Source organism: Pseudoalteromonas xiamenensis, from assembly GCF_030994125.1.
GTDB lineage: Bacteria > Pseudomonadota > Gammaproteobacteria > Enterobacterales > Alteromonadaceae > Pseudoalteromonas > Pseudoalteromonas xiamenensis_B.
Genome location: NZ_CP099917.1, coordinates 3,367,274 through 3,381,721, shown reverse-complemented (window position 1 = coordinate 3,381,721; position 14,448 = coordinate 3,367,274). Strand labels below are relative to the sequence as shown.

At 44.3% G+C, this 14,448-nt stretch carries 10 protein-coding genes; 4 read left to right on the top strand and 6 right to left on the bottom strand.

What is annotated here, in order from left to right; all coding sequences use genetic code 11:
• Positions 1-343: 343 nt before the first annotated feature.
• The 5 genes from NI389_RS15765 to NI389_RS15745 form a co-directional block, all read right to left on the bottom strand.
• Positions 344-2,536, bottom strand: a complete 2,193-nt coding sequence (locus NI389_RS15765) for an OsmC domain/YcaO domain-containing protein (RefSeq protein ID WP_308360775.1) — start codon at positions 2,534-2,536, stop codon at positions 344-346.
• 274 nt (positions 2,537-2,810) lie between these two features.
• Positions 2,811-3,056 (bottom strand): hypothetical protein, encoded by a 246-nt coding sequence (locus NI389_RS15760; RefSeq protein ID WP_308360773.1) that lies wholly within the window; start codon positions 3,054-3,056, stop codon positions 2,811-2,813.
• On the bottom strand, positions 3,053-5,062 hold the full coding sequence (locus NI389_RS15755; RefSeq protein WP_308360771.1) for a hypothetical protein: 2,010 nt from the start codon (positions 5,060-5,062) through the stop codon (positions 3,053-3,055). Before NI389_RS15755 ends, NI389_RS15760 begins: the two co-directional genes overlap by 4 nt.
• A 148-nt stretch (positions 5,063-5,210) precedes the next feature.
• On the bottom strand, positions 5,211-6,521 hold the full coding sequence (locus NI389_RS15750; RefSeq protein ID WP_308360770.1) for a DUF5690 family protein: 1,311 nt from the start codon (positions 6,519-6,521) through the stop codon (positions 5,211-5,213).
• A gap of 307 nt (positions 6,522-6,828) precedes the next feature.
• Entirely contained in the window at positions 6,829-7,542 is a 714-nt protein-coding gene (locus NI389_RS15745) for a GntR family transcriptional regulator (protein ID WP_308360769.1), read from the bottom strand.
• A gap of 207 nt (positions 7,543-7,749) precedes the next feature.
• Between NI389_RS15745 and NI389_RS15740 the strand changes: the two genes are divergently transcribed.
• From NI389_RS15740 to NI389_RS15725, 4 genes are all read left to right on the top strand, one after another.
• Positions 7,750-10,107, top strand: a complete 2,358-nt coding sequence (locus tag NI389_RS15740) for a TonB-dependent receptor (protein WP_308360767.1) — start codon at positions 7,750-7,752, stop codon at positions 10,105-10,107.
• Positions 10,108-10,204: 97 nt separating this feature from the next.
• Positions 10,205-11,326: an alkaline phosphatase family protein gene (locus NI389_RS15735; RefSeq protein ID WP_308360766.1), complete on the top strand. Its 1,122-nt coding sequence runs from the start codon at positions 10,205-10,207 to the stop codon at positions 11,324-11,326.
• On the top strand, positions 11,323-12,363 hold the full coding sequence (locus NI389_RS15730; protein WP_308360764.1) for an alkaline phosphatase D family protein: 1,041 nt from the start codon (positions 11,323-11,325) through the stop codon (positions 12,361-12,363). The genes NI389_RS15735 and NI389_RS15730 overlap by 4 nt, the downstream gene beginning before the upstream one ends.
• Positions 12,364-12,374: 11 nt before the next feature.
• Positions 12,375-13,979 carry an alkaline phosphatase gene (locus tag NI389_RS15725; protein ID WP_308360763.1) on the top strand — a complete coding sequence of 535 codons (1,605 nt, stop codon included), beginning with the start codon at positions 12,375-12,377 and terminating at the stop codon, positions 13,977-13,979.
• 76 nt (positions 13,980-14,055) lie between these two features.
• On the opposite strand, the gene NI389_RS15720 is transcribed toward NI389_RS15725, so the two are convergent.
• Positions 14,056-14,415, bottom strand: a complete 360-nt coding sequence (locus NI389_RS15720) for an aldehyde-activating protein (protein ID WP_308360761.1) — start codon at positions 14,413-14,415, stop codon at positions 14,056-14,058.
• Between the last annotated feature and the right edge of the window lie 33 nt (positions 14,416-14,448).

Below are 14,448 nucleotides of genomic sequence, written 5' to 3'. Positions count from 1 at the left end.
TTCAATGCGTCAATGAAAAATGTAAGTTAACAAAGCATTTAAGAGTGATTCGCAACGCTTGGCATTTTCGCTTCGCTCAAGTATAGCCAAGCGCCGCTCACACCTTAACAGGGCGTTAACCCATAGAAATTTTTATGCGGAATTCGCCGAATACAGCCATCGCCCTAAAACGTTTATGTCCAGGAACTACCCTGAGCTATCGTCCGCTTTTCGCATAGCGTCTGTCAGATAAAGCCTAAATCTATTCACATAAACTGTGTTCATTTAAACTGTATCTTCTGAGATGAGCGAGTACAGATAAGAAAGCCAAGACATACACCTTGGCTTTCCCCTTGTTCACGAGTTACGATTTTTTCGCGGCAATTGCTGCGCGTGCTTTGTGAAGTTTTTGATAGCTTTCGATTAGACGTAAATGGCGGTCTAATCCCTCTAATTTCATACTCGTTGGCGTCAGACCGTAGAATCGTACGTCACCATTGATAGAACCGATAACCGCATCCATTACTTCCTTACCGAACATGCGCGTGAAGTTGTGAATGTAGTCTTCCATTTCGAGTTCTTCTTCATCCAACGCGATTTCTAACGTGGCATGCATTGCTTGATAGAACAAGTTACGCGCTACTGTATTACTGTTGAACTGCAAATACGCTTCAACTAATTCATGCGCTTCTTCAATTTCGCCTAGTGCAAGATAAATCAGAATCTTAAGTTCAATAATGGTCAGTTGGCCCCACACGGTATTTTCATCGAACTCAATACCAATAAGCGTGATGATGTCGATGTAATTGTCGAGCTGACTTTCTTCTAAGCGCTCCACAAGCGCAACGAGTTGTTCTTCGTCTAATGAATGCAGGTTTAAAATATCTTCGCGATACGCCAATGCTTTATTGGTGTTGTCCCAAACAAGATCTTCAACTGGATAGACTTCTGAATAGTCCGGTACAAGAATACGACATGCACAGCCTAAGTCCGTAAATTCAGCAATGTACGCCTCTTTCCCCATCGATTCGAGGATAGCAAACAAACGCTCGCACTCTTCTTCATTACTTCCTGAGAAATCCCATTCTACGAAGTCATAATCTTTCTTTGCGCTAAAGAAACGCCATGAGATCACACCAGTTGAATCGATAAAGTGTTCAACAAAGTTTTCTGGCTCTTGAACTGCCATACTATTGAAGGTTGGCTTCGGTACATCATTTAAGCCCTCAAAACTGCGACCCTGCAACAGTTCGGTTAGACTGCGCTCAAGTGCTACTTCAAGACTTGGGTGTGCACCAAATGAGGCAAACACGCCGCCTGTTTTCGGGTTCATGAGTGTCACGCACATCACTGGGAATTGACCACCAAGTGATGCATCCTTAACGACTACCGGGAAGCCCTGCTCTTCAAGTCCCTTGATACCTGCAACAACTTTTGGAAACTTCGCAAGAACGTCTTGCGGGACGTCCGGCAACACAATTTCTTGTTCGATAATTTGGCGTTTAACCGCGCGTTCAAAGATTTCAGAAAGACACTGTACCTTCGCTTCAAACAGATTGTTGCCCGCGCTCATGCCATTACTTAAGAACAAGTTTTCAATTAAGTTTGATGGGAAGTATACCGTTTCTCCATCTGAGTGACGTTTAAACGGCAAAGCACAAATTCCACGCTCAACATTGCCCGAATTCGTATCAATCAAATGTGAACCACAAAGCTCGCCGTCTGGGTTGTATATTTCTAGACAGTATTCATCCAAAATGCCTTCTGGCAATTCGTCTTCTTCACCCAGTTTGAACCACTGCTCATTTGGATAATGCACGAAGTCGGCATTGGCAATTTCTTCGCCAAAGAACTGATCATTGTAGAAGAAGTTACAATTCAAACGTTCAATAAATTCACCCAGAGCCGAACACAACGCACTTTCTTTAGTCGCCCCTTTCCCGTTTGTAAAACACATTGGAGACGCGGCATCTCGAATGTGCAAAGACCAAACGTTTGGCACAATGTTACGCCAAGATGAAATCTCGATTTTCATGCCTAAGTCTTCAAGGATGGAAGTCATGTTGGCAATCGTTTGTTCAAGTGGCAAATCTTTACCTAAAATAAACGTATTCGCGTCATCATCCGGATGCACCATGAGCATTGCTTGTGCATCTACATCTAAGTTTTCGACGACTTCGATTTGGAATTCTGGCCCATTTTGCACAACACGCTTAACCGTACAACGGTCGATTGAACGCACAATTCCTTCACGGTCTTTTTCCGAAATACTCTCAGGTAATTCAACTTGGATCTTAAAGATTTGGTTGTAGCGGTTTTCAGGATCAACGATGTTGTTTTGCGACAGACGGATCCCATCAGTCGGGATCTCACGCGCATTACAATATACTTTTACGAAGTACGCCGCACACAGCGCTGAAGACGCTAGAAAATAATCGAATGGACCTGGCGCAGAGCCATCGCCTTTGTAACGAATTGGTTGGTCAGCTATAACCGTAAAATCATCAAACTTGGCTTCTAAGCGCAAGTTATCAAGAAAATTAACTTTAATTTCCATGGAATGTGTCCCGACTTGGTCAGTTTAGGCCAGCAAGAAATCGTTACCATCAAACTTGATGTCGAAGGCATGCTGGTTAGATGTTCTCAATAGTAGCAATTATCCTGTTTTTTGAGGCATTAGTCTTGGACTATTTCGAATTCTTTATTTTGACAATCGATATTCGCGCCGCTTGAACCCATTATGTAAAAGGAAGGTTTGTTCGATAAGAGCAGAAAACGCCTGCTGGAATAGAGTGGCCTCGTTGATCACACCGAGGCCAGAACAGCCGTTGTTATCTTTTAAACAACACCAATTCTTTTGGCACACCGTCTTGGGCATACTCAACTTTTAAACTGCGTTCAATGAGGTTATAAACACGCTCGTCCTGTTTCGCGGTATTCAGCAACAAATGACCAAAAAAGCGCACATAGAAACCTTGCTCGCCCATATCATCAAAAAGGCGGTAAGCTTTTGTTAAGACTTCTTTTTTGCCGTTTAATGCGACCGCTTGATTAAGTAACGCAAAACCTTCAATCACATGCTGAACATCAATTCGGATACTCGGATGCGTATGGCAAACGTGCGCAATAAGAGAATGGCTTCCTTTTTTCTCCAATCCTTTTCTTTATTCCCTGCGGCTGAATAGCCGTATTTTTTGAGCAGTTTACAGGTGCTGTCCCCTATTCCATCGGTAGTTTTTAAATCGCCTTGCAAGATCGCTTCAAAAATAGGGGTATAAAAGAAAGTGCGCACACCAGTTGACCTAACTTCTTTCAAGCCACTATGCAAAGGAAGCGCTGCAGCCAACGATTTAGCAATTATCGCTGTAGGCAAAGAAGTCACCAATGGCAAAAGTTTTCTTAACCCACTCGGTTTAACATGAAGTGATTTGATAAACTTAATGTCGCTGGCGTGCATTAGATTCGTTTCAAGGTCCTGCTTCAATTCGCTTATTTGTTCAAGACTGGCAAGGTCCCAGATGATAAGGTCATCTACGATGTTTTCGATATCGCTTGAATCAATCGTTCCTTCCTCCAGTGTATGAGTAAGGTTCAAGCTTAAGTCAAACGAATTGACCGTGATCGCTTGAAGTGCCTCATAGTCCGGCATGACTGCGTCAAATTCGATATAGAAATTGCGTTTATTTCCACCGACCTTATCTTGGTATCCACGTTTTGCGACCGTTGATAATTGCACGAGTCCCGAAGTATCCCGGTTTTCTATGTATTGAATTTTATCGAAGTCTTTACTCGACGCTTTCCATTTTGCAAAACCAAGGTTAAAACCCCAAGACTGTTCAATCGTGGTGCTTTTTTGCCAAAAGAAATTCTCAATGTCGATGTCGTCACTGAGTTGCGACAGCGCCGTAATCTCTAAAATACGTCCAGAAATAGCGAGTTGATGTACTTGCGCAAACTTTGCCGGTTTCACTACAACCTCTAATATCGACTTGCTCGCTGACAAACGAGCATATTCATACGCGAAACTGAGTTCGGCTTTTTCACTCGCCGCCTTTTTAAGTTCTGAGGCAACACTCTCTTTAATTGCTTTGACTTTGGCTTGCAATTTCTGAAGTTGCTCAAGTTCATCATCAATCCCAAATCGAGCAATCAACGCTTCAACAACTTGTTTGTCGCCATCCTCTAACGTCTCTAACGAGACATAATTTGCAATTGCATCCACCACAGCCTGCGGCTGTTTAAAAATGGCCTCTAACGTCTCATCCACAAGAGTATTGAATTGTGGCGTTTCCTGTAATTGCGCCGTAATACCGGCACTGACAGCCACACCACCCCCACGATTACTTGAGCGTTTGATACCAACACGCAGGTTGGCCGGCGTAGTCGCATCTTTGGAAAACACCACTTTAAAACCGCCTTCGATCACCACCTGCATTTGTGCTTTGAGTGAAGCGTCTAGTTTTAGGTTGATCACCTCCCCTTCACCTAGCCATTGGCTGAACAGGCTCATTCGCTGTGCAAATATATCCCCCCAACTAAACGTCGCTTCTGCCTTTAGTGTGCCGACTGTATCGAAAACCATCGCTTCCGCGTGAGACAAGTTATCTAGATCACTTTGATCAAAGACAAACGGCATCACTTGAAGGTCGCTAACAATCGTTTGTCCAAGGAACTTATTCGCTTCGTGCTTTTTATAGGCTGATACATAGGAGGTGACATTAGCATTGGCGCCAATCGCTAAGTCATTTATCGAATGTTGAGCGGACCCTTTTAACGTTGTTTTCACCTTATATTTCATCCAACAAGCGTTACCATCAAATTCAATGGCAGGCGAAAGACTCGTCATATCAACCTTGCTGGGTTTAACACCGATAATAGCGTCACTGTCTGTGTCATCTTTTGAGTTGAATAACTCAATAGACAGGTCACCAGACAGTTTCCCTTTTCCTGCAGCAAAGTCAAAATTCCATGCTTCAATCGGCAGGTTTTCTTCAAAGACAGTTTGCTTGGCAAAATCGCCAAGCGAGGACGTTAGGGTATTGAAAATAGTGGTAGAGGTTTGTAAATCGATTTGCTTTGTCATAATGGGCTTCCTTGTTTGACCGCCTCAATTTGGCGAGCCAATACGTGTTTGAGTGACCTAACAAGCGACTGCAAAACGCTCGAATTCCTATAGGAGCGAACAAAGACTATAACCACAAAAATGAAACAATCAAGTTACCGTTTTGTGCTTAATTAATTACACCAGAAAGCACTAAGGAAGGCGAATTCGAACGCTCTTCACGCTCTTTTTTGATGAAAAACAAGAGCGAACCAACCGTCAGAACTCCCCCAACTAGCCCTGTTACGATGCTAAGTTGTGTCAAGAAAGAGTTCCAATTCACTTCAGAAGTTGAAAGGCTTTGATACAGCATGACACCAACCGTACCCAAATAACCGAATGAGTCAGCAAGATACGTGAGAAAGCCGACATTTGCAGGTCGATTGAATGTTGCAATTAAGCGTTCAAAAAGACTGGAGGTAAACGGCACATAGGCCAAATAAAGCCCAATGCCATTTAGAACCATCCAAGTAATGGGCTCAAGCATTTGATTGGCGTAAGCCAAGGACGTACAAAAACAAAGTAAAAAACCGACGAATATCAGAGCATGGTTTAAAACCATCGCCACATGATTGTTCCGAATAAGCTTAAGTAACGCCACGAGTGCAAGCACGACAAGCGCAATCGGAATTTCCGTGTACGTAAAGAGCGCCGGTGTGCCAGACAATCCGGTTTCGAGCCAAATGTCCGCCATGAAGCTGTCTCTCAAATCACGTAGAATAGTCAGTAAAATGTAGCCAATAATCAGCAAGGTCAAACCAAAGCCTAGAGCACGCAGCAGCGCTTTGCGGTCTGATTTGGTCATGGGCTCACGCTTTTTCCTATGAGCGATATCTTGTGGATTCGGTGGCGGTACTTGGCTTAACATCCAAACCGATAATCCGAGCAAAGGAAAAAACACGGTTGCGGTGGCAAATGGCATCCAATATTCCGATACAGACCAGTCTAACATCAAATAGCTGCCCACACTTTTCACCAATCCCGATGCCACGATAAAACTGGTGCATAAGCCGGCCGCGAGGACTTCCGTCACTCTACGCCCTTCTAAATAGCTAAAAACAATTCCCCAAACCATACCTAACGGGAGACCGTTAATGAGCATAAAGACACTATTCCAAGGTGCGGGGATGAGTGCAAATCCTAATAACGCAAGCCACGCAATCGTTACTAAGAAGAGAATCGCTTTTTCACGGCCGTGACTTTCTAATTCGGAAATAATCTTAATGCCGATAAATTTGGATAGCGCATAACCTAATATTTGCGACGCAAGGTACAGGGCTTTTAATGACAACCCAAAGAGAGACGCTTCTTGAAATAAACCAACCGCAATGGGCTTACGAAAACCATACATAAACGCGTACGTACTGCATGCTGCAATAATCGTATAAATACAAAACAACACACTATTTCGGCTGAGATAAGATTGGAGTTGAAAATTCATGCACATCACTTCGATGAAATAAGCATTTAGACGGATTTGGTATGGACCAGTACGTCATCTCTACATCATCAAAAGTGTAATAAAAGAGTATTGCAGTTGTTTTACAAACTGAATAAGGGACACGTCGCACTCGTCAGTCGGGCATACGTTGGACACGAAAAAAGAGGTGTAACGTAAATAACAGCCCCGCTAACGCGGTTTAGCCTAGCTCATTCGGCTATCAAAACAATTAACAGAGCAAACTAAAAGACTGACCATAATTACACAGGCTCCAAAGTAACGCCATACTAAGTCGCCACCACAGGCATTAAAAGTTGAGTTTGGTTTTGTTCTCAATCATAAGCGCATCGTGTCGCCAAAATTCACGATCGTACTCAAAAGGCACTCCGTCTTTATCGCGTACAATACGCGTTACTTTCAAGCCTAAAGCACCATCGTAAGTATCAAGGTGCTGCGCAATTGGGTTAAACAAACAACAGGACTCGACGCTGATATCATAGAATACGTCATGATGGTGATAATGGTTTTTTAATAATAAGGTAATGGACAGCGACAGATCATGTTTATCGATGTCAGGTAATAATTTGTTTGAGAAATTAAGATCTTCAACCACAACCGCACGGCCATCGACAGAGCGAACACGTAAAATACTGGTGATGCTTTGTCGCCCATCCAGTTCGAGTGCCGTACCAATTTCTTTTGTTGGCTTTTGTTTTCTCTGCTCAATCAATTCTGTTGAAGGCTGAAAACCTTGTGCGGTTGTGTAATGCAAAAAAGAAACGTGCTGCATGGGGTCATATTTAAGTTTACGTGGGCACACGTACCACCCACTACGATTCTTTCGATAAATTAGCCCCATATTTTCAAGCTGACCAAGAGCCTGCCGAAGCGTAGACCTTGCAACATTAAATTCGGCACACAACTCACGCTCAGCAGGTAAACTCCCTGACATGGTTTGCTCCACAATTTTTTGTGTTATCGCTTCTCGAACTTGAGCATAGGCATAGTTTGGGGTGGTCATTACTCTTCTAACTTTTCATCGTAAATCATCGACATGATATGTAAGCACAAAAAGATTAGAGCAACAACTCCAGCCCAAAAAATAAAATTTTTGGTATGTACCAAAAAATTAAATTATACATATTTCTGTAAACTCTCTGTAATAAGACGTGATTAGTATTTGTCCCGCTTTCTACTTTGGTATGTACCAATTCGTTACGAGGATAAAATGAAAACACGTACTCTCTCTGCGCTCTCTAAACCTAATTTACTTGCTTTAGCCATTGCGGCGACCTTTACAACGCACGCATTTGCTGAAGAAACAGCAACAAAAGCGACGGACAAAGAAATCGAAGAAGTCGTTGCCGTTGGCAAAAGCGTGTCTTATGCAAACAACGCAACGTCTGAAGAAATGTTCAAGCAACAATCTTCAATGACCAGTGCACTTGCCGTTATTGATAACCTTCCTGGTGTTTTGGTAAACGAAGGTGACACATTTGGTTCCGACGATTGGTCAACGACGGTGTCGATTCGTGGCTTCCAATTGAGCTTAGATGAACAGCAAGTAGGTATCACGATTGATGGTATCGCGAATGGTAACTCAAACTACGGCGGCGGTGCGAAAGCGAATCGTTACATTGATACTGAAAACTTAGAAACAGTTGAAGTATCACAAGGTACTGCGGATATCGGCTCTCGTTCTAATGAAGCACTTGGTGGTACTCTCAACTTTACAACTATTAATCCAGGTACAGACAAGGCGATTATTACCAGCCTTTCATTAGGTAACTTTGACGCGCAGAAATATTACATGCGCATTGAAACGGGTGAACTGTTTAAAGATACCTATGGCTGGGTTAGCTACTCGAACTCGACCAACAGCGACTGGATCACAGGCACCGCAGAAAACAAACGTGACCACTTTGCTGCAAAATTCGTTAACGGTATGGACAGCAACTTTGAAGTAACCGCTTACCTATCTTACGACGACGTGCATGAAGACAACTACCAACGTGTGTCTTTAGCTGATTTCAAGAAAAACCCAGAGTCAGATGGTCTTTTAGGCGAATGGACTGGCATTCCGTACGTCGATCAAGTGTACCGTCAAGGTTGGTCTACGCTTCGTGAAAACCTGTTTGGTTATGTTGAAGTCAACACCATGATCGGTGAAGTAGAGTTAAAAGCGAATGCTTACTTCCACAATAACGAAGGCCGTGGCGACTGGGTACCACCGTACTTAGTAGACGTTACAAACGATGGTACGAATGGAAACAGCGAACTGATTTCAGGTAATACGGTTCATGGCGGCAGCTCACTTGGCAAAATTTTCTTCGTGGATGCCGACGGTAAAGCGCTTGCACCAAATGCGGGTTGCCAAAGCGCTATCACCTTCCCTTACGGCGGTGCAGGTGCAGAATACGACCCTGCTTGTTACGAAAATGGCGCAATCCCAGTGGGTTCTTACCGTCATACACACTATGAAAAAGACCGCTACGGGATCAATGCGGATTTAACATGGGAAAAGAAAATCGGCGAAGACACAAACGTCGTTCGTGCGGGTTTCTGGTACGAAGATTACGAGCGTTCAGAGCACCGTGATTGGCATAAGATTCTTGATTCTAAGAGCAGCTACGAATTTGACCATACACCATACTGGGTACAATACGACCGTACATACCCTGTAGAAACGATGATGGCTTACCTTGAAGATTCTTATGAGATGGAGTCGTTAACACTCCGTGCTGGCGTGAAGCAATACTTCGTTGACCTAGAAAGCAAAGACCATTACAACAATGCGTCAAAATCAGTTAACTCAGATTCTGACTTATTGTTCTCAGCAGGTGCGGTGTGGTTCACGCCAGTTGAAGGCTTAGAAGTATTTGCCGGTTATGCCGAAAACTTCGCCGCAATTAAAGACCAAGTGCTTGAAGCAGACTCATCCGCACTTAGCAACGTTGAGCCAGAAACGGCTGAAAACAAAGACTTTGGTGTTCGCTTTAACAACGCAGCGGTAAGCGCAAGTGTTACCGTGTACAGCATCGATTTCGAAAACCGTTTAACGTTCATCGCGCCAGGCTCACAAACTGGCAACGATTATCTTGTTGGAACAAACGGGAGCTACGTCAACACAGGTGGTATTAAATCGTCTGGTGTTGAAACGGCGGTAACGTACTACCCAACGAATGAGTTCTCTATCTATGCCTCATACACCAGCAACGATTCAGAATACTCAACCGGTACTATCGGCTACGCCGCAGGTAACACGGTATTTGGCTCTGTTGAGAAAATGGGTGTGCTTTCACTTGACTGGCAGTCAGAGCAATATTCGGCTGGTATTTCAACAAAATGGCTAGGTGACCGTTGGATGGACCCACAAAACACTATCCGCATCGATGGTTATGCCGTAAGCGACTTGTACGTCGGTGTTGACCTAAAAGACTTAGGTGGCGCATTTGACGGTGCAAGCATTCGTTTCACCGTAAACAACCTGTTCGACAAGAGCTACATGGGTGGCGTTGCCGGTGGCTGGGGTGGCTGGATTGGCGCTCCTCGCACAGCAGCTATCAATTTCCAAGCTCGCTTCTAACCAGAAAGTTTGGGGCAATGGATGCCCCTTCTGCCCACATTAAGAGTCTGACTTCCCTGAGTCGGACTTTTTTCATAAACGAGTAAGAGGAATAACGATGAGAACGCTTTGTGCCCTTTTATTAACTGGTTTTTCTACCCTTTGTAGTGCTGCTCCAAACGTGGTTTTGGTGACGATTGATGGCCTTCGCTGGCAAGAAGTCTTTCGTGGCGCTGATGAAACCTTGCTATCCCATAAAGAATCCGTTAAACATCCTGAACAGTTAAAAACCGAATTCTGGGCTGAAAAACCATCCGAGCGGCGTGAAAAATTGATGCCCTTCCTTTGGCAAACCGTCTCAAAACAAGGCGTGTTAATTGGCGATCGCGATACTGACTCGCGTATGTCCGTGTCGAACAATTGGTATTTTTCGTACCCTGGCTACAATGAAATTTTAACCGGTAAAGCCGACCCTAAAATTGATAGTAATGCGTTGAAAAACAATCCCAATATCACCTTTTTAGAATGGCTGAATCAAAAACCACGCTACGAACAGAAACTCGCAGCATTTGGAAGTTGGGATGCCTTTCCCTTCATTTACAACGAATCTCGTTCAGGTTTATACGTCAATGCAAATGGTGACCGTTACGACATTCAACCTCAGTCTGAGAAAATGGCTATTTTGAATACGTTGCAGGCTATTACACCAAGTCCTTGGCAAGAAGTTCGTCAAGACAGTTTTACCCATCTGTTTGCGCTTGATTATCTCACTCACATTCAGCCAAAAACCTTAGTCATTTCGTACGGCGAAACAGACGATTTTGCGCATGAAGGTCATTATGATCGTTATTTACGTGCTGCAAAACGTACTGATGCCTACCTTGCTCAACTATGGCAAACCATCCAAACGACCCCCGGCTATCGCAATAACACGGTCATGATTGTGGTTACCGATCATGGCCGTGGTCAACGCCTTGAAGACTGGCAACACCACGCCTCAAAGCAAGCCGTGCTCGGTTACATGAAAAATTTAGATACCTTTCCTGAAGGAATTGTGGGCGCAAACGAAATTTGGATGGCCGCCATTGGACCTCAAATCAAGCCACTTGGCGTAATGAAAACGCAAACTGAAATTAAACAAAACCAAATCGCGGCGACGGTGTTGACGTTGCTTGGCGAGGATTATCAAACGTTTGATAACACCATTGGCAAACCAATTAATGAGATTGTGGCAAAATGAAAAAATTCCTATTAGCACTTAGTGCATTATTGCTGACACAAGTTGGCCAAGCAAAAACGCTCGATCATATTTTGTTTGGTTCATGCAGCCATCAAGACAAACCTATGCCAATATTTGACGCCATCAATAAGGATAACGCCGATTTGTTTATCTTTCTGGGCGATAACGTGTATGGCGACACAGAAAACATGGATGAATTACGCGATAAATATCGTCGCTTAGCCGCCAAAAAAGGCTTTCAAGAACTCTCGACTAACGTGCCAACGATTGCCATTTGGGATGACCATGATTTCGGTGAGAATGACGCAGGCCGCGAGTATCCGTTCAAGGAAACGTCCAGAGCGATCATGCTGGATTTTTGGAATGAGCCACAAGATAGTGAACGTAGAACACGTGACAGTGGCATATATACATCTTATTTGTATGGTGAAAATGAACAAACGGTACAAGTGATCATGCCAGATCTGCGCTGGAATCGCCCTGCGCTTAATTCCATTGGCGAATGGGGTTATTGGCTGCAAAGTTTCTTTAATAACAAAGGACCTTATCGAGAAGCAGACGCGCAAACATCCATGCTCGGAGAAGCGCAGTGGCAATGGCTTGAGCAAGAACTGCTAAAACCAGCCAAAGTAAAAATCATCGCATCCAGTTTACAACTGATCCCAGAATTTACAGGATGGGAGAGTTGGGCCAATTTCCCCAATGACCGAAAACGCCTGTTTGATTTCATCGCGAAACATAAAATTGGGGGGGTCGTCATGATTAGTGGAGACACTCACTGGGGCGAGCTTTCTAAGTATTATGTCAACAACAGCTACCCGTTTTGGGAAGTAACAAGCTCGGGTCTTACACAAGAATGGAAAGACGTGAGCCCGAACAAACACCGCGTGGGTGAGCCTATTTCAACCGTCAATTATGGTTTCATCGACATAGACTGGGCTAAGTCTGATCCCACTATCCAGTTTGGTTTAAAAGACGTCAAAGGCATGGTCACTCACCAGCAGTCTGTGTCGTTATCATCACTGCAATTTAAATAAACAGAGACTCTATGAAGTTTATTAAAATGATTATATTGGGCTATTGGGTTACGCTGCTTTGTGCCTGCACGTCAGCCACCCCTCCCCAAACAACACAAGTTAAAACCAGCGCCAAAGTTAAAAACGTGATTTTAATGATTGGCGATGGCATGGGTCCACAGCAAGTGGGGCTTTTACAAGAGTATGCGAAGCGTGCACCACAGTCGATTTATCATGGTCAAGACAGCGCCATTGCGCAACTCGCGAATCTTGGAGTGGTTGGCATGTCGCTGCATGGACCAGCCGATAGATTGGTGGTGGACTCGGCCTGTTCCGCAACACAACTTGCAACGGGTGAACCTGCTGGCAATGAGATGATTGGCCTCAATCGTCAAGGCATGGTGGTTCACACTATTTTGGAAAAAGCGAAAGCCAAGGGCAAAGCGACAGGATTAGTGTCAGACACCCGAATCACTCATGCGACACCAGCGGCATTTGCTGCGCATCAAATTCATCGCTCGAAAGAGAATGATATTGCGCTAGAAATGCTGACCAAAGGCCAAGTCGACGTGATGCTCTCTGGAGGGCTTAGGCATTTTTTACCGAAAGGCTACACGCTGCCATCAACGCCGACCCATCACTTCGAACAAGGTTTGAAAGAAGCGGCCTTGTCGCTTGCATCAAAACGCACTGACGATCAAAACGTGTTGTTGCTCGCTGAACAATCGGGCTATGAATTTGCCTTTAGTAAACAACAGTTAAACCAGACAAAATCCAATAAAGTCTTGGGACTTTTTGCAAACAGTGCGATGGCGGATGCGATTGAAAGTAAACAAGGTGAAAAACCGAACGAGCCAACACTGTCCGAAATGGCCATGCAGGCAGTAAAGATGCTTTCGCAAAACGACGATGGGTTCTTTTTGATGATTGAAGGCGGGCAAATCGATTGGGCTGGCCATAACAATGATGCAGGAACCTTACTCAACGAAATGGTCAAATTTGATACAGCCGTTGAAGCCGTACTCAATTGGGCTGCAAAACGTGATGACACCTTGGTTGTCGTAACGGCTGACCATGAAACGGGCGGTTTTGGTTTCAGTTACAATGCGATTGATTTGCCGCAAGCGGAAGTGCTGGCAAATCCGAATCATGACCGCTATCAGCCTAACTTCAATTTCGGACAGCTTGAAGTACTCGATAAATTGTTTGCGCAGTCAAAAAGCTACCAAAATATGTGGTCTACCGCGCATGCATTGAAAACGCCATTAGCTGAGAACCTTGTCAACGTTGTTAACGCTGCCAGTGAGTTTAAAATAAACAAAACGGATGCAGCAACAATTCTAGCGACCTCTAAAAATGCCTTTTTCAAACGCGGTCACTCGTCTCTTGGTAGTGAAACAGCAAGCACTATCAATGACTTTTCGTCGTTTTATGTTTACTTGGCTGAGCGTCCGTTAAACCTTATCGGACGCGCGCTCTCTGCACAGCAAAATATTGTGTGGTCGACAGGCACACATACGCACACCCCTGTTAATGTCTTTGCTTTTGGACCGCAGGAAGCCATTCGTCCTTTCGGTCAAATGCAAACCCATGTTGAACTCGGCAAAAAGCTACAAACGGCACTTAATCTTGAATAAGATGGATTGTTAGGCAACCAAGATTGGTTGCCTTTTTACCTACCAATCCTAGGCAAAGTACACGTCCACATCGTGACTAACGAACAAACCCGCTGCGGCTTGCACCATCAAAGAATCGCACTTCAATATCATCGCAAAGCGCGGGCTCGACCATACGAAAGTTCACCGCAACCTTTTGCTTTTGTGACTTGTCCGTCATGGTGTAGTGCGTCGTGCATCCACAGCTTGAACAGTGATGAAAGCGGATATACATGTCGCCGTGGCAATATGCCCCAGCAGCGGTTTTATCTTCAACATAAACATCAACTTCATTCGGCTCAAAGTAGCCCCACAGCGCACCAATTCGATAGCAAAATGAGCAGTTACAGCTCGTCAGTTGATTCGGCCGATGGCCAATACGGATTGAAATGTTTTTACAATGACAACGTGCTTCCATGATAACGTTCACTCCAATGAATGTAGTTTCTCC